The following is a 23,078-nucleotide window of genomic DNA, read 5'->3' as shown; positions in this document are numbered from 1 at the left end:
CGGCGCGGCAAGTCACTTGCCGGGGCCCAGGGCGCCGTTAGTATCGTCAGCATGCGTGCCGCCTTCCTGCGCCTGTGCCTCACCTGGCTGCTGCTGCCCCTGCTGCTGGCCGGCTGCGCCAGCGTCCCTGCACCGACCGATGGCTGGCAAGCCCTGGCACCGGGCCTGCGCTACCGGGCGTGGTCGCCGTGGCCGGGCAGCGAGGTGCAGGCCCTGCAAGTCGATCTGGCGCAGGTGCGGCCGGTGTTGTCGCCACCCACCGAAGCCGGGCAGACCGTGGAGGCCATGGCCAGCGGCCAAGGGGCGCTGGCCAGCGTCAATGCTTCCTTCTTCGACCGCGATTTCCGCCCGCGCGGCCTCACGGTGTCGGCGGGCCAGCCCTGGCCCGAGCTGCTGCAGCCCGCACCCGCCGTGGCGGACCCGGTGCTGGCCTGCGCGCTGCGTTGCGTCATCCTGCTGCAGGCACCCGTCACGCCCGAGCCCGGCTGGCAGCTGGCGGTCAGCGGCACGCCCTGGCTGGTGCGTGATGGTGAGCCCCGCACTGCCGAGGACGACACCCTCTGTGCCTACCTGTGCGCCCGCACGCATCCGCGCACGGCCGTCGGGCTCGACGCCTCAGGCCGGACGCTGCTGCTCCTCCTGGCCGCCGGGCGCCGCGGTGACGTGGCCGGGCTGACGCTCTCGCAGACGGCCCAGTTGCTGCGGGACCTCGGCGCCTGGCAAGCCTTCAACCTGGACGGCGGCGGCTCGTCGACGCTGCTGGTCTCCGGCAGCTCGCGATTGCCGCGCCCCTTCAACGAGCCCGCGCTGCGCCGCGTGGCCAACGCGCTGCATTTCTTTCCCCGATGACACGACGCCCACTCCTGCCCAGCCTGGGCCTGGCCCTGCTGCTGTCCGCCTGCGCGCCGCTCTCGCAGGTCACGCCGGTCACGCCGCCCGCACCGGCGCCTGAGAAGCGCTACAACGCCGCCGAGCTGCAGGCGCTCCAGCCCGGTGACTTCAGCTGGCCAGCGACTTCTACCGACGGCGAGCGCGCCTTGCGCGAGGCGGCGCTGGCCGACATCCGCGCGCGGCTGGCCATGCCCGCCGGGCCCGCGCGGGATGGCGCGCTGCCGCGCCTGTTCGACCTGGTGGCGCAGTACAACGCCGAGATCGACGCCGCGCGCCCCTTGCTGCTTGAGGCGCTGCCAACGCTGGCGGACCGCGACCCCGAGTTCCAGCGCGCCGTGCTGACTGCGGCGCACACGCTCTACCCGAGCGAGGCCGCGCCGCTGCTCTGGCCCCTGCTGCCGCAGCTCACGGCGAGCAAGCCGTTCGCAATCGCCGCCTACACGGTGCTGCAGGCCGATGCCTCCGCCACGCCGCGCCTGCAAGCGGTGATGGAGCAGCGTTTCCCATCGTGGGCCGACGACGCCCGGCTCATCGCACTGATGGCCCGGCTGCGCGACCCGGCCTTGCCGCAGCCCCCGCTGGCTGACCTGCTCGCCGCACCGCTTCGGCCCGGCTTTGCGGTGATCTACAGCCTGCAGCGCCCCGGCCGGCAGGCCATGGGCCTGGCCCTGGTGCGGGGCGCCGACGGCCGCTTCGTGCGAGAGGGCGCCGGTCAGTTGCTGGCCGTGCCGCAACTGGCGCTGGCTCGCACCGGCCTGCCGGGCACCCTCACCAACGGCAACACGCCGCAGGGCGTGTTCACCATCGTCGGCGCTGGCACCGCGACCAACCCCAACATCGGCCCCACGCCCTATCTGCAGAGCAAGTTGCCCATCGAAGCGAGCCCAGCGGAGTTCGAGCATGTCGAGAGCAAGCCGGCCGCCGACTGGAGCGCCGCGCTTTACGACAGCTTCCTGCCCCCGAGCTGGCAGGGCTACTCGCCGTTCAAGGAAGCCTGGCTGGCCGGGCGCGCCGGGCGCGATGAACTGCTCATCCACGGCACCACGATCAACCCGGCCTACTACGCCGGCAGCGCCTACTTCCCCGGCACGCCCCAGCAGGGCTGCCTGATTGCCAACGAAGACTGGGATGCCGCATCGGGCCGCCTGCTGGCCAGCCGGCACCTGCGCCTCGCGCAGGCCTATGCCGCCGCCGGCACGCGGGCCGATCTGGCGGGCTACCTGGTGGTGGTGGAGGTGCCTGGCCCTGGCCCGGTGACACCCGCGGAAGCGTTGGCCCTGGTGACGGCAGCCGGGCGCTGAGGCAGCATCGGGGCATGCACATCGCTCTTGCTGCCCTTGCCGTGCTGTTGTTGACCGCCGCTCCGCTCGGCGCCCAGGCCGCCGAAGCGCCGCCCAGCCTGACGCCCAGCCCCGACGGCCAGGAATTGCTGGACACCGCCGCAGGCCACGCCTGGGCCCGCTGCGTGGAGGGCATGCGCTGGGACGGCCGCGGCTGCCAGGGCGAGCCCGCGCTGTTCACCCTGGCCGAAGCGCTGGCCATGGCCCGGGCCCGCAGCGAGACGTCCGGCCGTGGCTGGCGCGTGCCGCGGGTGCAGGAGCTCAAGCAGTTCAGCGACCGGCTGGCCCATGCGACCCATGCCGCCACGCTGGCCCCGGCAGCGCCGGCTGGCTGGTACTGGAGCAGCACGGTGCGCATCGACAGCGAGGCGGTGAACCCCTACGCCTACCGCAACGTGCAAAAGGGCGCCACCGAGACCCATACCGACCGCCTCGTTCCCCAGGTCGGCTGGGCCGTCGATGCCCGCACGGGCGAGGCGCGCAGCGACATGCCGCGCCGGGAGCGGCTGCCGCTGCGCCTGGTGCGCAGCCTGAAGTGAAGGCGTTGGAAAGGCTGGTTCAATCCGAACCATGCCTGCCGTCCACCTGATCCCGCCCAGCCTCGACATCGCCGACGAACTCCTGCGCTTCGAGACCGACAACCGCGCCTACTTCGAAGCCCGCATCAATGCGCGCCCGCCGGCCTACTACTCGGCCGATGGCGTGCGCCAGGCCATCGAGGTGGCGCTGCAAGAGGCCGCGCAGGACAAGGGCTACCAGTTCCTGGTGCGCAACGATGCAGGTGAACTCGTCGGGCGAGTGAACCTCGTGGGCGTTCGCCGCACGCATTTCCAGATGGCCGAACTCGGTTACCGCATGGCCGAGTCGGCCGGCGGGCGAGGCTATGCGACGCAGGCCGTGCGCCAGGTGTTGGCCAAGGCCTTCGGGGAGCTCGGCCTGGTCCGGCTGGAGGCGGTGGCGCGGGTGGGCAACGAGGCCTCCATCAAAGTGCTGCAGCGCAACGGGTTTCGGGAGTTCGGCCGTTCCACACGGAGTTTTCTGCTCGGGGGTGTGTGGCACGACCGGCTGCACTTCGAGTGCCGGGCGGATCACATGGCGTGAGGCTGAACCGTCTGGGTAGCCCTGGGCTTCAGGGCAGCTGAGCGACCAGGAAATCGCGCAGCCGCGGATCATCGGTCAGGCCGATGGCGCGCTGCAGGGCGGCTTGCCGGCCAGGCCCGCCGATCAAGCCGAGCACATGGGCCCGCGCCACCCAGAAAGGGGCGTAGCGGGCGGCCTCTGGCGGCAGGGCGTCCAGCAGCGCCAGGGCGGCGTCCGCCTCGCCAGCCTCGGCCAGGGCCACCGCCTGGCCAACGCGCGCGCCAAGGTTGGCATGGTGCTCCACCAGCACGGCGTACAGCTGCGCGATGGCGCGCCAGGGTGTCTGCCCCGTGGCGCGACGCTGGGCATGGGCCGACTGGATGGCGGCCTCGATCTGGAACGGGCCCGGCTGGCGAAGGCCGGCGGCTGTCCAGAGCGCTGACTCCGCTTCCTGGATCAGGTCGCCGCGCCAGCCCGCCGGGTCCTGCGCCTGCAGCGGCACGAAGCGCCCAGCGGCGTCGAACTGGGCGCCGCGGCGTGCCTCGGCGTGCAACAGCAGGGCCAGCAGCCCCCAGGCTTCGGCCTGGCCGGGCAGCAGCTGCGTGGTCAGGCGGGCCAGGAAGAGGGCTTCCTCGCGCAGGTCGTCAGCCGGGCTGTCCAGCGTATGGCGGCCCAGGGTGTAGGCGGCATAGATGGCCTCCAGCACCGCTGCCAGGCGCGCGGGCAACTCACGGGCCTCCGGGGCCTCGAAGCGCAAGCCGGCATCGCGGATCCTGGCCTTGCCGCGCACCAGGCGCTGAGCCATCGCCGTGGGCGAGACGAGGAAGGCGCTGGCGATGACTTTGGCGTCCAGCCCGAGGACGGCCTGCAGCATCAGCGGCGCATGGACGTTGGCCGCGATGGCCGGATGAGCGCAGACGAACATCAGCTGCAACCGCGCGTCGGGCACGGCCTCGCGTTCGGGTGCCTCGAGCTCGGCATCGTCGAGCAGCGCGGTGACGCGCGGGTCCTGCGTGAGTCGGGTGTGCCGGGCGTGGTGCAGCAGGCGGCGCTGGGCTGCGGCGGCCAGCCAGGCCTCGGGTGCTTCGGGCACCCCCTGTTCGGGCCAGTGACGCAGCGCGGCGGCGAAGGCCTCGGCCAGCGCATCCTCCGCCGCGGCAAGGTCCCGCCATTGCCATGCCAGGCGCGCCACGAGGCGGCCATAGCTTTCTCGGGCGACACGCTCGGCCGCCGCCGCGGCTGCGACGTCCTTCACAGGCGCACAGTCCGGCGGCGGCTCGCCGCCGCGCGGCGACCCCGGGCCGTCTTCATGCCGCCGCGTTCATCGGCGGCAGCACCGGCCGCACTTCGACGCTGCCCGCCGAGGCGCAGGGGGCGCGCGCTGCCCATTCCAAGGCCTCGTCCAGGCTGGCCGTTTCGACGATGAAGTAGCCACCCAGGTGCTCGTGCGTGTCTGCAAACGGGCCGTCCTGCACCTGGCGTTTGCCGCCTTCCACGCGCACGTGGGTGGCCGTGCGCGGCGGCTGCAGGCCGTTGCCGCTGACCACGATGCCGCTTTGCTGCAGGGCCCCGATGTAGGCACCCCACGCGCCCCAATAGGCGGGCGCGGCGGCGGGGTCGTCGCGGCGGGCGACTTCGGTGGTGGTCTCTTTGAAGGCGATCATGAATTGCATGCGGTTCTCCTTGGCTCCTTGGCGGCCCGCGCACCGTGCGCGTTCCTGACAGGGTGATGCGCGGCGGAGCGCCGAATCGACAGCGGCATCAAAAAATATACGCCGCACCTCGGCCTCGGGCCGCATGCACCGCCGCCCGCGCGCCTCCCGGCGCGCAAGGACGCTCTCCCGGATGGGGCCCGCCTGACGCGGGGGCGTCGCTCAGGCAGTCGGGTAGGTCCCGGGCACGAGGATGTCGCGTGTCACGTTCGCCAGCTGGGTGTGGCCGCAGAAGGCCATGGTCACGTCGAGCTCCTTGTGCAGGATCTGCAGTGCCTTGGTCACGCCGTCCTCGCCCATCGCCCCCAGGCCATAGACCATCGCGCGGCCGATCATGGTGCCGCGTGCGCCCAGGGCCCAGGCCTTGAGCACGTCCTGGCCCGAGCGGATGCCGCCGTCCATCCAGACTTCGATCTGCGACCCCACCTCCGCCACGATGGCGGGCAGGGCGTGGACGCTGCTGGGCGCGCCGTCGAGCTGGCGGCCACCGTGGTTGCTGACGACGAGGGCATCGGCCCCCGCCTTCACGGCTAGGCGCGCGTCTTCGACGTCCATGATGCCCTTGAGGATGAGCTTGCCGCCCCACTGTTCCTTCACCCACGCGATGTCGGCCCAGGACAGGCGCGGGTCGAACTGCTCGTTCGTCCAGGCCGACAGGGACCGCATGTCACTCACGCCCTTCACATGGCCCACGAGGTTGCGGAAGGTGTGGCGGCGCGTGCCGGCCATGCCCAGGCACCAGCGCGGCTTGGTCATGAGGTTCAGGATGTTGCGCACGGTGGGCCGCGGCGGGGCGGTCAGGCCGTTCTTCAGGTCCTTGTGGCGCTGGCCGATCACCTGCAGGTCCAGCGTCAACACCAGGGCCGAGCACTTGGCCGCCTTGCAGCGCTGGATCATGCGGGCCATGGCGTCGCGGTCACGCATCATGTAGAGCTGGAACCAGAACGGCGACGAGGTGTTCTCCGCGATGTCCTCGATGGAGCAGATGCTCATCGTGGACAGCGTGAACGGGATGCCGAACTTCTCGGCCGCGCGGGCGGCGTGGACCTCGCCGTCGGCATGCTGCATGCCGGTCAGGCCCACGGGGGCGATGGCCACCGGCATCTTCGCGGCCTGGCCCACCATCTGCACCGCGGTGCTGCGGCCCTCCATGTTGACGGCCACGCGCTGGCGCAGCTTGATGGCCTGGAAGTCGCTTTCGTTGGCGCGGTAGGTCGTCTCGGTCCAGGAGCCGGAGTCGGCGTAGTCGTAGAACATGCGCGGCACGCGCTTCTCGGCGAGTTGACGCAGGTCTTCGATGCAGGTGATGACGGGCATGGCGCGAGCTTGGGCAGTGACAGGCCGCAATGCTAGGCCGCCCGGGCGCCGCGCGCGCCGGAAAAAACCTCAGGGGGCGGCGGAAGAGTTTTCCGCCTCGACCGCGCGGCAGTGCGCCTGCAGCCAGCCGGCGAAGGCCTCTGCCGCCGGGCTGGGCCGGTGGCAGACCAGGCCGTACGCCCGCTCGGCGGGCACCGTCAGCGGGAAGGGCTGCACCAGGCGCCCGTCGGCCAGTTCATGCCGGGCCAGGCTGAGCCGGGCCAGCGCCACGCCTTGGCCTGCCAGGGCAGCCGCCAGCGTGAGGCCGAGGTCGACGAAGCGCGGGCCCTCGTCGGGTTCGGCGGCGTCGGCCAGGCCGGCGGCACGCAGCCAGGGCGACCAGGGCTGCAGCGGCGTTCGCAGCAGCGGCAGGCTGAGCAGGTCGGCGGGCTGAGTCAGCGGTGCATGGCGTGCGAGCAAGGCGGGTGCGGCCAGCGGTGTGAGGCGGTCGTGCAGCAGCACTTGCGCGGCGCTCAGGTCCTCGGGCACGGCGCCGTGGCGGATCTCGACGTCAGCGCCCGCGTCGCCCTCGGCCAGCAGCGGCACCGACAGGGTCAGCTCCAGCTCGACCTGCGGGTGGGCGGCCGTGAAGCCGGGCAGGGCCGGCACCAGCAATTGCCGCGCGAACGTGGGCGTGGAGCTCACGCGCAGGCGCTCCCGCACCGCGGGGTTGCGCTGGTGCAGGGGCATGGCCTGCAGCAGGGCCAGGGCTTGGCGCACCTGCGGCAGGTATTCATGACCGGCGGGCGTGAGCGTGAGGCCGCGGGCCGGTTGGCGCAGGAAGAGGGGCTGGTCCAGCCGCTCCTCCAGGCCGGCCACGCGCTTGGCAACCGCACTGGCCGTCAGCGCGAGTTCGTCGGCAGCAGCCTCGAAGCTGCCGGCGCGCGCCACCGCCTCGAAGGCGAGCAGGGCGTCGAGCGACGGCAGGCGGATGGGGCGCGGCGGCATGCCGGCATCCTAGCGACCGCATGCCCCCCCCGCGGTCGTCAGAAGCTCAGCGTGGTGGGGCCGGCGTCGCGCGAGGACGGGCGCAGGTATTGACCGAGGGTGCCGGCCATGGCGGCCATCACCCCGGCCGCCACGCGCCCGGCATTGCGCAGGCGGCGCGGCTTGCCGGTGCGAACCGGCCCCGCCGCAGCCGCCTTGGGCTGGGCGACGGCGTGCACCAGGGCCAGCTCCTGCTGGCGCTCCTGCACGAGGAAGAACAGGCGGTTGGGGTCGGCAAATCGTTGGGCCAGCACGCGCACGATCTTCAGCTCGCGGCGGCGCACCAGCACGCCTTGGGCGCGCAAGGTGCAGCCCAGGTTGCGGGCGCGCAGGTACAGGGCCTTGGCCGCCAGGCGGTCCGGCAGGCAACCCACGCCGGCAAACAGGCAGTTGGCCAGGTTGAACGTGGCTTCGGCATGTCCCATGGAGGCCGCGGCCACATAGGCGGTGAGCCCACCGGATTCATCGGCCGGGCCGCCGCGGCCTGTCATCAGCACGCGGCCTAGCTGGAAGCGCCCGATGGCGCTGCGGCGGGCGGCCGACTTGCGAAACAACTCGCGGGCCTGAACCGCATCGGCCGGCACACCCAGGCCCTCCAGCAGGCACAGGCCGAGCATGGCCATGCCGTCGCCGTGGCCGCTTTCCGCCGCGGCGCGGAACCAGCCCACGGCGCGGGCGTAGTCGGGCGGCGTGGCATGGAACAGCGCCAGCCCGTGCTCGAACGGGTCGACGGGCGGCGATGTGAGCGCTACAGCGCTCGGTACGGAGTCGGAGGCGGCGGGAGACTTCATCCGGGTCAGACGACAGCTATCCCTAGATTGTCGGTGACTGTTGCCGCCTTGCCGACCCCGCAGGAGGGGGCCGGGCTGCGGTTTTCCCGCCATGCGGGAAGCCAAGGGACTTCCCTCACGCGGTTGATTGTTTCCATTCGTTTCAAGGCCGCAGCCAGCGGTTGGGCACGGTCCACAGGATCAGCAACACCAGGAGCGCCCCGCCGGCAAACAGCCGTTGCTCCAGCGGCAGGCCGAGCTCACCCGCCATCAGGCTGGCAGCGCCCCAGCCCGCCAGTGTGATGCTGGCCCAGTGCAGCCAGCGCATGGCCCGGGCCCGGCGGCGCTGGCTGGGGCTGACGCGCTCCGGCAGCACCGCCATCACGTGAAGGCTGAAGCCGGCGTCGTCAGGCTCGGCGCCGGCCTGCCATTGCTGGCGCAGGGCCTGCGCCAGGGGATCGGTGTCGATGTCGGGTTCGGTCGAATCAGGCATGTCGTTCATGGCGTGTTCTCCCAGGCTTGAAGCTGTTCTCGCAGCCGTGCCTTGGCTCGCAGGACCTGGGTCTTGACGGTGCCGAGCGGCCAGCCCAGCACCTGGGCCGCTTCCGCGTGGCTGAGGTCGGCGCCGTAGCACAGCAGCACCGCATGGCGCTGGGCCTCGCTGAGCGTGGCGAGGGCGCGGTCGAGGTCGATGTGCCAATCGGCGCCGTGGCTGAGGTGGGCCTCGGCGTCGGGCAGGGCTTCGGCATCATCGGCCGACGGCAGGCCTGGGCGCTCGGCCGACAGCGCGGAATAGGCCAGCCGCGTGAGCCAGGTCCGAAACCGGGCCTCCCCGCGAAAGCCTGGCAGTGCTCGCCAGGCGCGCAGAAAGGCCTCCTGCGCGAGGTCGTCGGCCCGGCCCTGGTCGCCCCGGCAGATGCGGCCGAGCAGCTTGCGCAGGTAGCCCTGGTGGGCCTGTACCAGGGCCGCAAATGCCGCCCGGTCACCGCCGGCCGCCAGGGCCACCAGCCGGCGTTCGGTGGCGGCAGCGTCGCCGAAGGTCACGGCTGCGGCGGTTGCTGCCGGCGTTCCACCGCCCAGTACAGGGCCAGCGCACATCCGATGAACAGCGGCAGCAGGCCGATGCTCCACAGCCAGGCGCCAGGCATCATCAGCGAGAACATGCCCATCAGGCCCAGGCCCACCGCGATGTTGATGAAGGCCGGCACCAGCAGCCGGTTCGGGTTGGCGGCCTCGCGGCGGGCGCGGTGCCAGTCGCTGTCTTGGGCGTCCGCCAGCAGCTCGGGCGGGATGGGCAGCCCGGCCCGCGCAATCTCGCGGATGGTTTCGTGGCGCTGGCGTTCGCTGTGCGCGCGCCCGAAGTAGTGCGCGAGGATGGCCACGATGGGAATCATCAAGGCCAGGATGGGGATCATCAGCGGCAGCCAGGAATGGAAGTTCTCGAACATGGACAGCTCCTGCGGTGTGGATGGTGGATACAGCCTTGGAGCGGCTGGCCGATCGATTTGGATTCAGCCGCGCGAGAAAAACTTCAATCGATGACCCACCAGGCCGGCAGCAGCGCGCGCACGTCCGGCCGCGCATAGCGCCGGTCCAGCAGCCAGACCCAGCCGCGGTCGTCGGCCGAGCGCAGCACGCGGCCGGCGGCCTGCACCACCTTCTGCAGCCCGGGCACCAGGTCGGCATACCCGTGTTCGGCGCCGAAGAGGCTGTCCAGCCGTTCCCGCACGAGGTCTTGCAGCGGCGATACCGGCGGCAGGCCCAGGGTGGCGATGAAGGCGCCGATGAGTCGCGTGCCCGGCAGGTCCACGCCCTCGGCGAAGGCGCCGCCCAGCACGGCGAAGCCAATACCGCGGCCGTCAGGCACGAAGCGATCCAGGAAGGCCCGTCGCGCGCCGTCGCCCATGGCGCGCGACTGGCTCCATTGCGGCAGCTCGGGGTGGCGCAGGGCCAGCCGTGCGGCGGCCTTGTCGAGGTAGTCGAAGCTGCTGAAGAAGGCGAGGTAGTTGCCCGGGTGCTGGCGGAACTGCGTGGCCAGCAGATCGACCAGCGCGTCCAGGGTCGCGCTGCGGTGCTCGTAGCGCGTGGAGAGGTGGTGGGCTACGCGCACGGTCAGGTGCTCGGGCGGGAAGGGGGCGGGCACGTCGATCCAGGCGGTGTTGTCGGGCAGGCCGAGCAGCTGGCGCGGATAGTCGGGTGGGCCGAGGGTGGCCGAGAACAGCGTGACGCTGTGCAAGCCCTCGAAGCGCTCCTTCAGGAAGTGGCCCGGCACGATGTTGCGCACCGACAGCCGAGCGTCCTCGGATTCGTCTTCCAGCAGCGACAGGTTGCCCCCCGTGGTCGCAACCGTCGGCGCCACGGCGCTGCGTTGCAGGTCACACACCGAATGCGCATCGAAGCGGTCCAGCAGCCGCTGCAGACCCAGTACCTCGAAATAGAACTGCAGCAGGGGGCCGACATCCAGCGGGTGGTTCTGCACATGCTCGGCCAGCGCGGCGTTGACCCGCTGCAGCGCGTCGGCGAGGTCGTCGGGGATCTCCTTGAGCGGCTGGTAGTCCGCCGGCTGGGCGCGCACGAGATCGGCCAGCTCGACCGCCAGACGGCGCAGTGGCGCGCGCAGCGGCGCAGGTGCCTCGGCCACCACCTCGCGCACCCGGGCCAGGCTCAGCGAGGTGCTGTACATGTCGCGGGTGCGGTCGATCAGGTTGTGGGCTTCGTCCACCAGCAGCGCGAGTTTCCAGCCCTGCGACTGCGCCAGGCCGTAGAGCTGGCCGTGGGGGTCGAACGCATGGTGGACGTCGCCGACCACCACGTCCGCCCAGCGCAGCAGCTCCTGGCCGAGGTAGTAGGGGCACAGGCCGTGCTGCAGCGCGATGCGGCGCTGCGTGGGGGCATCGAGCCAGCCGGCGGCCACGGCCTCGGTGCGTGCGGCGGGCAGCTTGTCGTAGAAGCCCCGGGCCAGCGGGCAGGCGTCGCCGTGGCAGGCCAGCGTCGGGTGCTCGCAGGCCTGCTCCTTGGCCACCAGGGTCAACACCCGCAGCGCGCGGCCCGGCGTGTGCTCGCGCAGCGCGTGCAGGGCTTCCTGCGCGGTGATGCGGCCGGTGCCCTTGCAGGTCATGTACCCGACCTTGTCGAGCTGCTGGCCGGGCATGGCGCGCAGCAGCGGGTAGAGGGTGCCGAGCGTCTTGCCGATGCCGGTGGGGGCCTGGGCCAGCAGGCAACGCCCTGCGCTGGCTGCGCGGTACACCGCCTCCGCCAGCAGTCGCTGCCCGGGGCGCAGTTCGCCGAGGGGGAAGGGCAGGGCGGCCAGGCCCGTGTCGCGCGCCTGTCGATGCTCCGCTTCCTGCCGGGCCCAGGCCTCGAAGGCCTGGCAGCGTGCCTCGAACGCTTGCTGCAGGGCCGCGGCGGCGTGGGTCTGCCGCAGCACGGTTTCCTGCTGGGTGTCGGCGTCGACATAGACCAGGGCGAGCTCCAGCTCGGCCAGGCCCCGGTCAGCCGCGATGAGGGCGCCGTAGGTTTCGAGCTGCGCCCAGTGCAGCGCGCGCCGGTTGTCCGGCACGCGCTCCACCGGCCCGCGGATGGTCTTGATCTCCTCCAGCCGGTTGACATCGGCCTCATAGCCATCGGCCCGGCCGCGCACGCGCAGCGAGCCCCACTGGCCTTCGAGGGGCAGCTCGGTCTCGTAGCCCGGCGAGCGGCGTGCGTAGACGGCCATCTGCCCGGCCTGGCCTTCCAGCGCGGTGGCCGAGGGCGTGAAGCGGCGGTCGAGGTCGCCGCGCTTGGCGGTGAACTCGCACAGGCTGCGCACCGAGACGGTGTAGGTCCAGTCGCTCATCAACAAGGGTGCGCTGCCATTGCCTTGCGGCCCCATGGGCTTGGGGCCGGGGGCAAGATACGGTGCAAATCAACAGGCATCAGGCACATGACGGCGATGAATGTACTGGGCACGGCCCTGCAGGCCTGCTCCTTCGACCCGCTCACCGGTTTCCTGCGGGACGGCTGCTGCTCGGCCGATGAGCACGACCGCGGCACCCACCTCGTCTGCGCGCGGGTGACGGCGGAGTTCCTGGCCTTCTCGCGGGCGCGCGGCAACGACCTGGTCACGCCGCGGCCGCAGTGGCGTTTTGCCGGCCTGCGACCGGGCGACCGCTGGTGCCTGTGCGCCAGCCGCTGGCTGGAGGCGCACGAGGCAGGCGTGGCGCCACCCGTGGTGCTGGAGGCCACGCATGCGCTGGTGCTGCGCCTCATTCCGCTGGCGACGCTGCAGGCCAGCGCGCTGGCGCCGCGGGAAGCCGGCCCTTAGACCTTAGAAGAAGCCCGGCGGTCGTTCCGCCGACACGCCCGCCGCCTTTTCCATCGCCAGCCCGACCTGGGCCAGCAGGCCCTCGTCGAACAGCCGGCCGATGAGCGTCACGCCGTGCGGCACACGCCGCGGCGGGGAGAACTTGGCTACCGGCCGGGCAGCGTCGGGCGCCCAGTCGCTGCGGGCTTCGCTGACCGACGTGAAGCCGGTGCGCAGCGTGAGGCTGGGGTGGCCGGTGTGGTTGGTGATGGTGAGCATCTCCTCGCGCAGCGAGGGCACGAGCAGCAGGTCGACCTCTGACATGAGGCGCGCCATCTCCTGCGCCACCCGGCGGCGCAGGCGGTCCGCCTGCACGAAGTCCACCGCCGACAGGAAGCGCGACATGCGGAAGAAGTTGGGCCAGGAATCGGGTGTCTGCATGCGCAACTGGTCCACGCCATGGCTGAGGGTCAGCTCCTCGAAGGCAGCGGCGGCCTCGGCAAACAGGATGAGGTTGAGGCTGTCATAGGGCCAGGCTGGCAGCTGGATGGGGACCGGCTGCATGCCAAGGCGGCGCACCATGTCGAGCGCCTGCCGGTCGATGTCGATGGCGGGCGCCTCATCCAGCCAGCCGGGCACATAGCCTACGCGCAGCCCCTTGACCGAGGCGCGCGCGTCGAACTGCAGCTTGCTTGGCCGCGAGCTGACGTCGCCGGTGTCGGGGCCGCTGATCGCCTGCAGCACCAGCATCGCGTCCTCGACGCTGCGGGTCATGGGGCCGAGCTTGTCGAGGGACCAGCACAGCGTCATCGCCCCGGTGCGCGGTACCCGGCCGAAGGTGGGCCGCAGGCCCGTCACGCCACAGCGCATGCTCGGGCTGATGATGCTGCCGCCGGTCTCGCTGCCGATGGCAAAGGCCACCAGGCCCGCGGCGGTGGCAGCGCCTGAGCCGGCGCTGGAGCCGGAGGCGCCTTCTTCGGGCAGCCAGGGGTTCATGGTCTGGCCGCCGAACCAGACATCATTCATGGCCAGCGCCCCCAGGCTGAGCTTGGCCAGCATCACGGCGCCGGCGGCGTTCAGGCGCTTCACCACGGCCGCATCGCGCTGGGGCACCCGCTGCCGGAAAGGCTCGGCGCCATAGGTGGTCGGGATGCCGGCGGTGTCGAGCAGGTCTTTCACGCCGTACGGCATGCCGTGCAGCGGGCCGCGGTAGCGGCCGGCGGCGATCTCGCGGTCGGCCTGGCGGGCCTGGGCGAGTGCGTGGTCGGCGGTCAGCGTGATGACCGAGCGCAGGCGGCCGTCCAGCCGCTCGATGCGCGACAGATAGATGCGCGTGAGCCGCTCGGACGTCAGCGCCCGGGTCTCGATCCAGCGCGACAGCAGGCTGACCGGCGCAAAGGCGATGTCGGCCTCGTCGGCTGGCAGCGCCGGCACCGGGCCAGCCGAACGCACGAAGCGGTTGCGCGCCGGCCCGACGCTGCGGCCCAGCGCCGGGTCCCACTGCGTGGCCGGTGCCAGGGTCTCGGGCAGCGCGATGCGACGCGGCCCGTCGCGCCGGTCGGCCAGGCCGGCGAGGCTGTTGCGCCAGTTGGCAGCGATCATCTGCCGCTCGGTCTCGCTGAAGCTGACCCGCATCAGCTTCTCGGCCTCGGCAATCGTCGTGGGCGTGATCTCGGGGCCCACCGGCGGCGCGGTGCCGAAGGTGGGTGGCGCACCGGGCGTGGCTGTAGGCGCCGCGCTGGGGGGCTGGGCGCTGGCCAGGGCGGTGGCACCGATCAGGCCGGCCGGGGCCCGGGCGAGGAAGCGACGACGGGAAGACATGGCGTGGCGATCTCCGTGACGGGACTCAGGTGGGGCGATGCATCTGGAAGCGCAGCTCGGGCGCGATCTCGAAATAGTCGGCCGGGCCGCCGCCGCGCAGCATTGGGCGAGCCGCGGCCGTGTCGTAAACGCCGTTCACCAGCAAGCGGCGGGCAATGTGCACCGCCACCACTTCGCCCAGCACCAGCCACGTGGGCACGGTGGCGCCCGCAGCCGTGGTCAGCTGCACGATCTGGGTGACGCGGCATTCAAAGCTCACCGGCGACTCGGCCACGCGCGGCGCCGTGACCTGCTGCGAGGCCAGCGGCGTGAGGCCGGCCAGCGCGAACTCGTCCACCTCCGGCGGCACCGCCGCGCAGCTGGCGTTCATGCGCTCGGCCAGCTCGCGGGTGACCAGGTTCCAGGTGAATTCGCCGGTGGCCTGCACATTGCGCAGAGTGTCTTTCGCGCCGATGCTGGCAAAGCCCACGATGGGCGGCACGTAGTTGAAGGCGTTGAAGAAGCTGTAGGGCGCGAGATTGCGGTGGCCGGCGCCGTCGTGACTGCCGATCCAGCCGATGGGGCGGGGGCCCACGATGGCGTTGAACGGATCGTGCGGCAGGCCGTGGCCCTGGCGCGGTTGGTAGCTGTGGATGTCGGCAGTCGCGGTCATGCGGGGCAGCAAGGGCTGGCGGGTCAGAACAGCGACAGATTCTCACGGGGCGGCGTTTCTCCGCGCACGCCTGCGGTTGCTGGCGGCGGCACCTCGCTCGCATGCACGAGGTTGCCCACGCGCACGCCCATCAGGCGCAGCCGCTTGTCGAACTTGACGCGCTTCAGGCACAGGCCCACGGCGCGACGGATGTCAGCGGCGCTGGCGATCGGCGCCTTGAGCGTCTGGTCCCGCGTGACGGTCACGAAGCCCTCGAAGCGCAGCTTGATGCCCACCGTCTTGCCGGCATAGCGCTTGCGCGCCAGGTCTTGCGACAGTCGGTCGCAGAGCTCGTCCATGATCTGCCCGAGCAGCGCCTTGTCGTGCACCGCATGCAGGTCGCGCTCGAAGGTCGTCTCGCGGCTCACCGACACCGGCTCGCTGTGCGTGACCACCGGCCGGGCATCGCGCCCGTGGGCGGCGTTGTGCAGCCACTCGCCATAGCTCTGGCCAAACTGCGCCACCAGCCACGCCGGGTCGGCCGCGGCGATGTCGCCCACCGTGTGCAGGCCGAGCTTGACGAGCTTGTCGCCCGCCTTGGGTCCGATGCCGTTGATCTTGCGCACCGCCAGCGGCCAGATGCTGCCGGGTATGTCGTCCAGGGTCAGCACGGTGATGCCGTCGGGTTTGTCCAGCTCGCTGGCGATCTTGCTGAGCAGCTTGTTGGGCGTGATGCCGATGGAGCAGGTCAGGCCCGTGGCGCGCCAGACCGAGTTCTTGATCTCGCGCGCCACGGCCTTCACGCCGCCCAGCGGGTCGTGGCCCACCGCGTCCCGCACGCCGGGCACGTCGGTCAGGTCGATGTAGATCTCGTCGATGCCGCGGTCCTCGATGACCGGCGCCACCTCGGCCACCGCCGCCTTGAAGAGGCGCGAGTACTTGCGGTAGCTGTCGAAGTCGGCCGGCAGCAGGACCGCATCGGGCGCGCGCAGGGCGGCCTTCATCAGCCCCATGGCCGAGAACACGCCCAGGTCCCGCGCGGCATAGGTGCTGGTGGTGACGACGCCGCGTCCCGTGTAGTGGCGCAGCCGGGCGTACTGCCAACTGCCGTCTTCCAGCTGGCGGGGCGCGTCAGCCCGTCGGCCGCCGATGACCACCGCCTCGCCCTTGAGCTGCGGGTAGCGCAGCAACTCGACGGAGGCGTAGAAGGCGTCCATGTCGAGGTGAGCGATCCAGCGGTCTGGCAGCGGCATGCGGACATTGTCCGGCGAGTGGCGTCAGCCCCTGGCAGCAGCGGCAGCCGGCTTGGACGCGGGGGTGAGGCCCTAAGTTTTGCAGTCGCTCACCCCCGCAGGTCTGGGGGAACTGTGCGAGTTAGGGGGCGCACGATGCGGACGGGCCTCATATCTTGGCGAGCACATGCACTTTTGAGGAGGCTGACATGCTGCGTCGTTCATCGTCTTTGGCGCGATCTCTCCTGGCCACCGGCCTGACCTGGCTGACCCTGGCTGCCAGCCCCGGAGCCCAGGCGGCGCTGTTGCCGGTCAACACGATCGTGGCTCTGCCAACGGGCACGACCGTCGCCGCCGAGCCGCAACTTGCTGGCACGGTGATCGACACGCTGATCAACAACTTCAGTTTCGTGGCGAGCTCCGGCACGGTGTCGGGCACCATCGAGTCCCGGGTCATCCGCGCGGTGGACGGCACGCTGGACTTCTATTGGCAGGTCAGCAGTAGCGCCAACTCGTCGGACGCGCTGGGGTCATTCCGGCTGGGCGAGATCTACACCAGCCAGTACCTCGTCAATTGGCGCTCCGATTCGACCGGCGATCGGGCACCGGTTTCGGCGAACCGCTTCGGCGGCTCGCAGTCCAGCTACTTCAACTTCACCTTCAGGACCACCGACGATACGGGGGCGCTGGTGGGTCTGGCGGCCGGGGAGACCTCGTACTTCATGTTCCTCGATACCGACGCGACGAACTATGACCTCAGCGGGATCATGGATGTGGCGGATGTTCCCGTGCAACACATCTCCGGCATCTTCTCCACCTTCGCTCCGGCGGCGGATGTGGTGACCGTGCCCGAGCCGGGCAGCCTGGCGCTGGCGGGCCTGGCGCTCGGTCTGCTGGCCGTGCGCCGCCGTCAGGCTTAAGCCACAGCTCAGCCCGGCGCGGGCGCCAGGCCCTGCGGCATCGGCAGAATGCGCCGGCCGCCACTTCGCCTTGCCGCACGATGCGCTTGTTGTCGATCTCTCTGCTGTGCCTGGCCCTGGCAGGCTGCGCGGGTTCACCGCTGAACCCGCCGCGCAACCAGCCTGCCGTCGCCGAGCCCCTGCAACGGGCGCCGCGGGCCGACACGCCGCAAACCGCGGTCGCTTTGAGCTTCAGCGGCGGGGGCCTGCGGGCAGCGGCCTTCGCCTACGGGGTGCTGGAGGGCCTGCGCGAGCAACCGTCGGCAGGCCCACGACATCTGCTGGATGAAGTCACCTTCATCACCAGTGTGTCCGGCGGCTCCATCACGGCGGCCTACTTCGGGCTGCACGGCGCCGACGGGCTGCGAGGCTTTCGGGACAAGGTGCTGCTGCGCGACGGCGAGGCCGGCCTGCGCTTCAGCCTGATCAACCCGACCAACCTGATGCGCTTGCTGGCCGGTGGCTTGAACGACCGCAGCAACCTGAACGACTGGCTGGACCGCGACGTCTTCAAGGGCGCGACCTTCGCCGACATGCTCAAGCGCGAGCGGCCGGCCGTGTGGATCAACGCCACCAACGCGCAATACCGCCTGGCCTTCCCCTTCCATGAGCGGGCGTTCGATGCCATCTGCAGTGATCTGGCGAGCTTCCCGGTGTCAGAGGCGGTGGCCGCTTCGATGGCCGTGCCGCTGTTCTTTGCGCCCGTGGTGCTGGAGAAGTTTCCGGCCGCCTGCAACGGGCCGCTGCCCCCGGGGCTGACGCGCCAGGGTGCGGAGCGCGACGACCTGCACCGGCTGCGCCTGGCGCTCAAGCGCGCGCTGCAGGACTTCCGCGACCCGCGCACCGGCCGCTACCTGAAGCTGGTGGACGGCGGTATCAGCGACAACCTGGGCCTGGTCAGCATCCTGCAAAGCCGCGTGCTGCTGGACACGCCTTATGGGCCGATCAGCGAGCACGACGCAGCCAACCTGCGCCGGCTGCTGTTCATCGTGGTCGACGCGGGCCAAGGGCCGAGCGCCGACTGGGGGCGCGAACTGGCCGGGCCCTCGGGTGTGGACATCGCCACCGGCGCGGTCGACACCGCCATCGAAAGCACCATGCGCATGAGCTACGCCTACTTCGTGCCGATGATGCGTGCCTGGGAGCGAGACCTGGTCACCTGGCGCTGCTCACTGCCGGAAGAGCGCAAGGCGGCCCTGCGGGCCAAGAACCCCGACTGGCGCTGTGAAGACCTGCGGTTTGCGGTCACGCAGATCAGTTTTGCCGACCTGCCCGAGGCGGACGAGGCTGCGCTGAACGCCATCCCGACGCGCTTGAAGCTGCCGGCCGACCAGATCGACCGGCTGATCGAGGCCGGTCGGCTGGCGGTGTTGCGGGATGCGGGCGTGCAGCGCTTCTCGACGCAGATGCGCCGCGGGGAATGACCCGCCGGGCGAGCGAGAGGGACGTCGCGACGGCGCCCGGTTGGCGTCAGACCTTCTTTTCCCAGGCGTTGCACCAGCCCTTGGCCAGCACGTCCTTGCCGTAGAAGAGCGCGCAGCCGCCTGAGGGCTTGCCGCCATCCGCCGCGTAGAGCTGGCAGTTGGCGCACGTCTGGCCCTTGGCGTACTTGGGGAACTTCTTGGCGTCGACCTTGCTGGCGTCGGCGTGGTAGCCCACGGCCTTGGCCTCGTCGTCTCCCTCGTCCAGCAGGGGCTGGGACTGCGCGCGGGCAAGCCCCGTGCCCCAGAGCGGCAGCGTTTGCAGCAGACGCCGGCGCAGGAGCGAGGTGGCAGGGGAGGGCGGGGCCATGGGCATCTCCCGGGTCAGAGCACTTCGGAGGCGAAGTCCGCTAAGCGCGAGCGCTCGCCGCGGGCCAGCGTGACATGGCCGCTGTGGGCCCAGCCCTTGAAGCGGTCCACCGCAAACGTGAGGCCCGAGCTGCCCTCGGTGAGGTAGGGCGTGTCGATCTGTGCGAGGTTGCCCAGGCAGACGATCTTGGTGCCGGGGCCGGCACGGGTGATCAGGGTCTTCATCTGCTTGGGCGTCAGGTTCTGCGCCTCGTCGATGATGACGAACTTGTTCAGGAAGGTCCGCCCGCGCATGAAGTTCAAGCTCTTGATCTTGATCTTGCTGCGCACCAGGTCGTTGGTGGCGGCACGGCCCCATTCGCCGGCGGAAGAGTCGCCCTTGGCCAGCACTTCGAGGTTGTCGTCCAGCGCACCCATCCAGGGGCCCATCTTCTCTTCCTCCGTGCCGGGCAGGAAGCCGATGTCCTCGCCGACGGGCACGGTCACGCGGGTGACGATGATCTCGCTGTAGCGGCGGTCATCCAGCACCTGCGACAGGCCGGCGGCCAGCGTCATCAGCGTCTTGCCGGTGCCGGCGGTGCCGGTGAGCGTGACGAAGTCGCATTCCGGGTCCATCAGCAGGTTCAGCGCGAAGTTCTGTTCGCGATTGCGGGCCGTCACGCCCCAGACGGCGTTCTTCTGGTGGCCGTAGTCCTTCAGCGTCTTGAGCACCGCCGTCTTGCCGGTGATCTCGGTGACCTTGGCATACAGCGGCGTGGCGCCGGGGGCTTCGAGGTAGACGAGCTCGTTGACCAGCAGCGTGGGCACGAGCGGCCCGCTGATCCGGTAGAACGTCGTGTTGCCCTGCTGCCAGCTCTCCATGGTCTTGCCATGGCGCTCCCAGAAGTCGCTGGGCAGCGCCTGCACGCCGGTGTAGAGCAGGTCGGAGTCTTCCAGCGTCTTGTCGTTGCGGTAGTCCTCCGCAGGCAGGCCCAGGGCGCGGGCCTTGATGCGCATGTTGATGTCCTTGGACACCAGCACCACCTCCCGGCCCGGGTGCAGGCCCTTGAGCGCCTGCACGACGCCGAGGATCTGGTTGTCCGCCTTGCCCTGCGGCAGGCCCTGGGGCAGGGGCGTGTCGATCAGCTGGGTCTGGAAGAACAGCTTGCCCTCGGCCTCGCGGTGGCCGGTGGCCGCCAGGGGCAGGCCCTTGCCCATCTCCTCGATGCTGCTGCTCTTGAGGCTGGCGGCGAGTTGGTCCAGCTCGCGGCTGACCTGGCGCACGTTGCGGGCGACCTCGGTCATGCCCTTCTTGTGCCCGTCCAGTTCCTCCAGCGTGATCATGGGCAGGAAGACGTCGTGCTCCTCGAAGCGGAACAGCGACATCGGGTCGTGCATCAGCACGTTGGTGTCCAGCACGAACAGCTTGGGTGCTTCGGCCGGCTTGCGGCTGCGCTTGGGTGCTGCCGTCTTGGCGGGGGCCTTGCTGGCCGATTTGGTGGGCAGGCCGGTTTTGGCCGCAGGTGCCGGCGTCGCGGCGGGGGTGGGCAGGCGCAGCACCTCGGCGGTGGGGGCTGCGGCCGGCGAGGCGGCCGGCTTGGCGGGTGCCACGCTGGGCGGCACGGCACGGGGTTTGCTGGGAGTCAGGTTGGCCGAGTAGTCGGTGGCGTCGAGGCGGCTGGCGCGTTGTGCAGGAGGCTTGGGCAGTGGCATGTACGGCTAGGCGGCAGGGGGTGGGCCCCACGACATCCAGCGCGCAGAAAGCAAAAAGCCGCGCAGGATGAGCGCGGCTTTTGAAGTCTGAGGCGAGGATTCGACCCGGGGCATGGCTTGATTATGCACATGCCGGCGGGCGCCGCCGTGTCAGGGATGAACCCGATGGGAGACCGTCAGGCGGCTTCCTTCTTGAGGCCCTTGACCGCCTTGAGCACTTCGTCGACGTGGCCGGCGACCTTGATGCCGCGCCACTCGCCCACCAGGATGCCCGTGGGGCTGATCAGGAAGGTCGAGCGCTCGATGCCCTTGACCTTCTTGCCGTACATGATCTTGTTCTTGACCACGCCGAACATGTGGCAGAGCTTTTCTTCGGTGTCGGCGATCAGCTCGAACGGCAGTTCCAGCGCTTGCTTGAACTTCTCGTGCGAGGCCATGTTGTCACGCGAAACACCCAGCACAACTGCGCCGGCTTTCACGAAGTCCTTGTGGCGATCGCGGAATTGCATTGCCTCGGTGGTACAACCCGGTGTGTTGTCTTTCGGGTAGAAGTACAGCACGACCGACTTGCCCAGGAAGGCGTTGGCAGTGAACTTCACGCCGCCGGTGGCTTGAGCCTCAATTTCCGGCAGGGGTTTGTTGAGCGCAGGCGTCATTGGGGGGTGCGGCAAGTTGGGCTCACGGGGTCCCCGGTTCGTGAGCTTGCCCTGAGAACAGAAGCAATTCACGCGGGCGCCCGCAGGCAATAGCCCGTGATTATAAAGCCTCGGCCCGCCTTCCCGGCGGCCGGCCTCATCCCTCGATCAAGAGAGCCGCCAGAACGTTGCGGCCTTCGCTGGCCAGCACGTTGTAGGTGCGGCAGGCGGCTGCCAGGTCCATCACCTCGAATCCGATGCGTGCCTCCACCAGCCCGCGCCACAGGGCCGGGCTCGGAAACCGCAGCCGCGCTCCGCTGCCAAAGACCACCAGCTCGGGGTTCAGCGCCTTGATCGCTTCGAAATCCGCGGGTCGAAGTTCCTCGAAGCGCGAAGGCGCCCAGGGGGCCACGGCGCCCTTCCAGGGCACCAGCACGCTGGCGGTATGGGGCTGCCCGTTGACCCAGACGCCCTGGGCGTCGTGACGGGAAATGCTGTTGCCGCCCTGCGGCTCGTCGAGCTGGAACTTCATCGGAAATCGGCGCTGGAAACCGGCGCGAGTGTCGCCCAGATCGGCAGGCCGCGTGCCTGGGCCTTGCTTAAACTCCGAGATCCCCGTCCGACCCATCCTGCACTGCAGCAAAAAGCTGCCCCGGAGCCCCGTTTGAAGCCCATCGCCAAGTCCAGCAAGCTCGCCAGCGTCAGCTACGACATCCGTGGCCCGGTGTTGGACAAGGCCCGCCAGATGGAGGAGGAGGGCCAGAAGATCATGAAGCTGAACATCGGCAACACGGCCGTGTTCGGCCTGACGCCCCCTGACGAGATCGTGCAGGACATGATCCGCAACCTGGGCGACGCCGGTGGCTACACCGACAGCAAGGGCCTGTTCGCCCCCCGCAAGGCGGTGGTGCACTACACCCAGCAGCAGGGCGTCAAGGGCGTGACGGTGGACGACGTCTACCTCGGCAATGGCGCGTCCGAGCTGATCCAGATGGCCATCAACGCGCTGGTCAATGACGGCGACGAGATCCTGATCCCGGCGCCCGACTTCCCGCTGTACACGGCGGTCGTCGGCCTCTCCGGCGGCCGGCCGGTGCACTACCTGTGCGACGAGGCCGCCGGCTGGCTGCCCGATCTGGCGGACATCGAGTCCAAGATCACGCCGCGCACCCGCGGCATCATGGTCTGCAACCCGAACAACCCGACCGGCGCGCTCTACCCGAACGACCTGCTGCTGGGCATCCTGGAGCTGGCGCGCCGCCACCAGCTCGTCGTGTTCGCCGACGAGATCTACGACAAGACGCTGTACGACGGCCATACGCACACCGCGCTGGCCTCGCTGGCCGATGACGTGCTGGTCATCACCTTCAACGGCCTGTCCAAGAACTACCGTGCCTGCGGCTACCGCGCCGGCTGGATGGTCGTCAGCGGCGAGAAGCGCCATGCCCGCGACTACATCGAGGGCCTGAACATGCTGGCCTCGCTGCGCCTGTGCTCCAACACGCCGGGTCAGCTGGCCATCCAGACGGCACTGGGCGGCTACCAGAGCATCAAGGACCTGGTGGCCCCGACCGGGCGGCTCTGCCACCAGCGCGACCTCGCCTATGAGCTGCTCAGCCAGATCCCGGGCGTGAGCGTGGTCAAGCCCAAGGCGGCGCTGTACATGTTCCCGCGGCTGGACCCCAAGGTCTACCCGATCGCCGACGACCAGCAGTTCGCCTACGAGCTGCTGGCCGAAGAGAAGGTGCTGATCGTGCAAGGCACCGGCTTCAACTGGCCCGAGCACGACCACTTCCGCCTCGTCTTCCTGCCCAACGTCGACGACCTGCGCGAGGCCATCGGCCGCATCGAGCGCTTCCTGGCGGGCTACCGCCGCCGGCATTCCGCCTGATTTCCCTGT

General features: G+C 70.4%; 24 protein-coding genes. 8 read left to right on the top strand and 16 right to left on the bottom strand.

Annotated features, from left to right (window positions below):
- The first annotated feature begins 51 nt into the window (after positions 1-51).
- From CDO81_RS11440 to CDO81_RS11425, 4 genes are read left to right on the top strand one after another with little or no spacing between them, the layout of a single operon-like run.
- A complete protein-coding gene (locus CDO81_RS11440; protein WP_088483329.1) occupies positions 52-849 on the top strand; it encodes a phosphodiester glycosidase family protein in 798 nt (265 codons plus the stop codon).
- On the top strand, positions 846-2,192 hold the full coding sequence (locus tag CDO81_RS11435) for a hypothetical protein (RefSeq protein WP_088483328.1): 1,347 nt from the start codon (positions 846-848) through the stop codon (positions 2,190-2,192). The genes CDO81_RS11440 and CDO81_RS11435 overlap by 4 nt, the downstream gene beginning before the upstream one ends.
- Positions 2,193-2,206: 14 nt before the next feature.
- A complete protein-coding gene (locus CDO81_RS11430) occupies positions 2,207-2,770 on the top strand; it encodes an Lcl domain-containing protein (protein ID WP_088483327.1) in 564 nt (187 codons plus the stop codon).
- A gap of 31 nt (positions 2,771-2,801) precedes the next feature.
- Positions 2,802-3,332, top strand: a complete 531-nt coding sequence (locus CDO81_RS11425) for a GNAT family N-acetyltransferase (RefSeq protein ID WP_088483326.1) — start codon at positions 2,802-2,804, stop codon at positions 3,330-3,332.
- Positions 3,333-3,360: 28 nt separating this feature from the next.
- On the opposite strand, the gene CDO81_RS11420 is transcribed toward CDO81_RS11425, so the two are convergent.
- The 9 genes from CDO81_RS11420 to CDO81_RS11385 form a co-directional block, all read right to left on the bottom strand.
- Complete coding sequence (locus tag CDO81_RS11420) at positions 3,361-4,566, bottom strand: RNA polymerase sigma factor (protein WP_088483325.1); 1,206 nt, start codon at positions 4,564-4,566, stop codon at positions 3,361-3,363.
- A 52-nt stretch (positions 4,567-4,618) separates the two neighbouring features.
- On the bottom strand, positions 4,619-4,984 hold the full coding sequence (locus tag CDO81_RS11415) for a YciI family protein (protein WP_088483324.1): 366 nt from the start codon (positions 4,982-4,984) through the stop codon (positions 4,619-4,621).
- Positions 4,985-5,185: 201 nt separating this feature from the next.
- A complete protein-coding gene (locus CDO81_RS11410) occupies positions 5,186-6,340 on the bottom strand; it encodes an alpha-hydroxy acid oxidase (protein ID WP_088483323.1) in 1,155 nt (384 codons plus the stop codon).
- 69 nt (positions 6,341-6,409) lie between these two features.
- Positions 6,410-7,327 (bottom strand): LysR substrate-binding domain-containing protein, encoded by a 918-nt coding sequence (locus tag CDO81_RS11405; protein ID WP_088483322.1) that lies wholly within the window; start codon positions 7,325-7,327, stop codon positions 6,410-6,412.
- 38 nt (positions 7,328-7,365) lie between these two features.
- Positions 7,366-8,157, bottom strand: coding sequence for a tetratricopeptide repeat protein (locus tag CDO81_RS11400; RefSeq protein ID WP_158218248.1), 792 nt, complete (start codon positions 8,155-8,157; stop codon positions 7,366-7,368).
- A 142-nt stretch (positions 8,158-8,299) separates the two neighbouring features.
- Positions 8,300-8,638, bottom strand: a complete 339-nt coding sequence (locus CDO81_RS11395) for a hypothetical protein (protein ID WP_088483320.1) — start codon at positions 8,636-8,638, stop codon at positions 8,300-8,302.
- Positions 8,635-9,180, bottom strand: a complete 546-nt coding sequence (locus tag CDO81_RS28070) for an RNA polymerase sigma factor (protein WP_158218247.1) — start codon at positions 9,178-9,180, stop codon at positions 8,635-8,637. The genes CDO81_RS11395 and CDO81_RS28070 overlap by 4 nt, the downstream gene beginning before the upstream one ends.
- Positions 9,177-9,584 (bottom strand): DUF6249 domain-containing protein, encoded by a 408-nt coding sequence (locus CDO81_RS28065; RefSeq protein WP_158218246.1) that lies wholly within the window; start codon positions 9,582-9,584, stop codon positions 9,177-9,179. The genes CDO81_RS28070 and CDO81_RS28065 overlap by 4 nt, the downstream gene beginning before the upstream one ends.
- Before the next feature lie 83 nt (positions 9,585-9,667).
- Positions 9,668-11,971 carry an ATP-dependent DNA helicase gene (locus CDO81_RS11385; RefSeq protein ID WP_088483362.1) on the bottom strand — a complete coding sequence of 768 codons (2,304 nt, stop codon included), beginning with the start codon at positions 11,969-11,971 and terminating at the stop codon, positions 9,668-9,670.
- Positions 11,972-12,058: 87 nt separating this feature from the next.
- Here CDO81_RS11385 and CDO81_RS11380 point away from each other — a divergent pair, with 87 nt between their 5' ends.
- Positions 12,059-12,439: a DUF2237 family protein gene (locus CDO81_RS11380; protein ID WP_088483318.1), complete on the top strand. Its 381-nt coding sequence runs from the start codon at positions 12,059-12,061 to the stop codon at positions 12,437-12,439.
- Between the two features lie 3 nt (positions 12,440-12,442).
- On the opposite strand, the gene CDO81_RS11375 is transcribed toward CDO81_RS11380, so the two are convergent.
- Genes CDO81_RS11375 through dinB form a run of 3 tightly spaced genes read right to left on the bottom strand, consistent with a single transcriptional unit; the run spans position 12,443 to position 16,123 of the window.
- Positions 12,443-14,239, bottom strand: coding sequence for an amidase (locus CDO81_RS11375; protein WP_088483317.1), 1,797 nt, complete (start codon positions 14,237-14,239; stop codon positions 12,443-12,445).
- A 25-nt stretch (positions 14,240-14,264) separates the two neighbouring features.
- On the bottom strand, positions 14,265-14,891 hold the full coding sequence (locus tag CDO81_RS11370; protein WP_088483361.1) for a flavin reductase family protein: 627 nt from the start codon (positions 14,889-14,891) through the stop codon (positions 14,265-14,267).
- A 23-nt stretch (positions 14,892-14,914) separates the two neighbouring features.
- Positions 14,915-16,123, bottom strand: coding sequence for a DNA polymerase IV (dinB, locus tag CDO81_RS11365; protein ID WP_088483316.1), 1,209 nt, complete (start codon positions 16,121-16,123; stop codon positions 14,915-14,917).
- A gap of 188 nt (positions 16,124-16,311) precedes the next feature.
- On the opposite strand from dinB, the gene CDO81_RS11360 reads away from it, so the two are divergent.
- Both CDO81_RS11360 and CDO81_RS11355 read left to right on the top strand, forming a co-directional pair.
- Positions 16,312-17,022, top strand: coding sequence for a PEP-CTERM sorting domain-containing protein (locus CDO81_RS11360; protein ID WP_088483315.1), 711 nt, complete (start codon positions 16,312-16,314; stop codon positions 17,020-17,022).
- Positions 17,023-17,111: 89 nt separating this feature from the next.
- Positions 17,112-18,485 (top strand): patatin-like phospholipase family protein, encoded by a 1,374-nt coding sequence (locus CDO81_RS11355; protein WP_241516959.1) that lies wholly within the window; start codon positions 17,112-17,114, stop codon positions 18,483-18,485.
- A gap of 46 nt (positions 18,486-18,531) precedes the next feature.
- Here CDO81_RS11355 and CDO81_RS11350 read toward each other — a convergent pair whose 3' ends face one another.
- The 4 genes from CDO81_RS11350 to CDO81_RS11335 form a co-directional block, all read right to left on the bottom strand.
- The gene (locus tag CDO81_RS11350) at positions 18,532-18,852 is read right to left on the bottom strand and encodes a high-potential iron-sulfur protein (RefSeq protein ID WP_088483360.1); all 321 of its coding nucleotides are present in this window, start codon (positions 18,850-18,852) and stop codon (positions 18,532-18,534) included.
- A gap of 14 nt (positions 18,853-18,866) precedes the next feature.
- The gene (locus tag CDO81_RS11345) at positions 18,867-20,543 is read right to left on the bottom strand and encodes a PhoH family protein (protein WP_088483313.1); all 1,677 of its coding nucleotides are present in this window, start codon (positions 20,541-20,543) and stop codon (positions 18,867-18,869) included.
- A gap of 176 nt (positions 20,544-20,719) precedes the next feature.
- Complete coding sequence (locus CDO81_RS11340; protein ID WP_088483312.1) at positions 20,720-21,199, bottom strand: peroxiredoxin; 480 nt, start codon at positions 21,197-21,199, stop codon at positions 20,720-20,722.
- Between the two features lie 136 nt (positions 21,200-21,335).
- Positions 21,336-21,710, bottom strand: a complete 375-nt coding sequence (locus tag CDO81_RS11335) for an Mth938-like domain-containing protein (RefSeq protein ID WP_088483311.1) — start codon at positions 21,708-21,710, stop codon at positions 21,336-21,338.
- Positions 21,711-21,842: 132 nt separating this feature from the next.
- On the opposite strand from CDO81_RS11335, the gene CDO81_RS11330 reads away from it, so the two are divergent.
- Positions 21,843-23,069 (top strand): pyridoxal phosphate-dependent aminotransferase, encoded by a 1,227-nt coding sequence (locus tag CDO81_RS11330; protein WP_088483310.1) that lies wholly within the window; start codon positions 21,843-21,845, stop codon positions 23,067-23,069.
- Positions 23,070-23,078 lie beyond the last annotated feature (9 nt).

This window comes from Roseateles puraquae, assembly GCF_002205845.1.
GTDB lineage: Bacteria > Pseudomonadota > Gammaproteobacteria > Burkholderiales > Burkholderiaceae_C > Pelomonas > Pelomonas puraquae.
The sequence above is the reverse complement of the archived record's forward strand: the minus strand, read 5'-3'. Positions and strand labels throughout refer to the sequence as shown.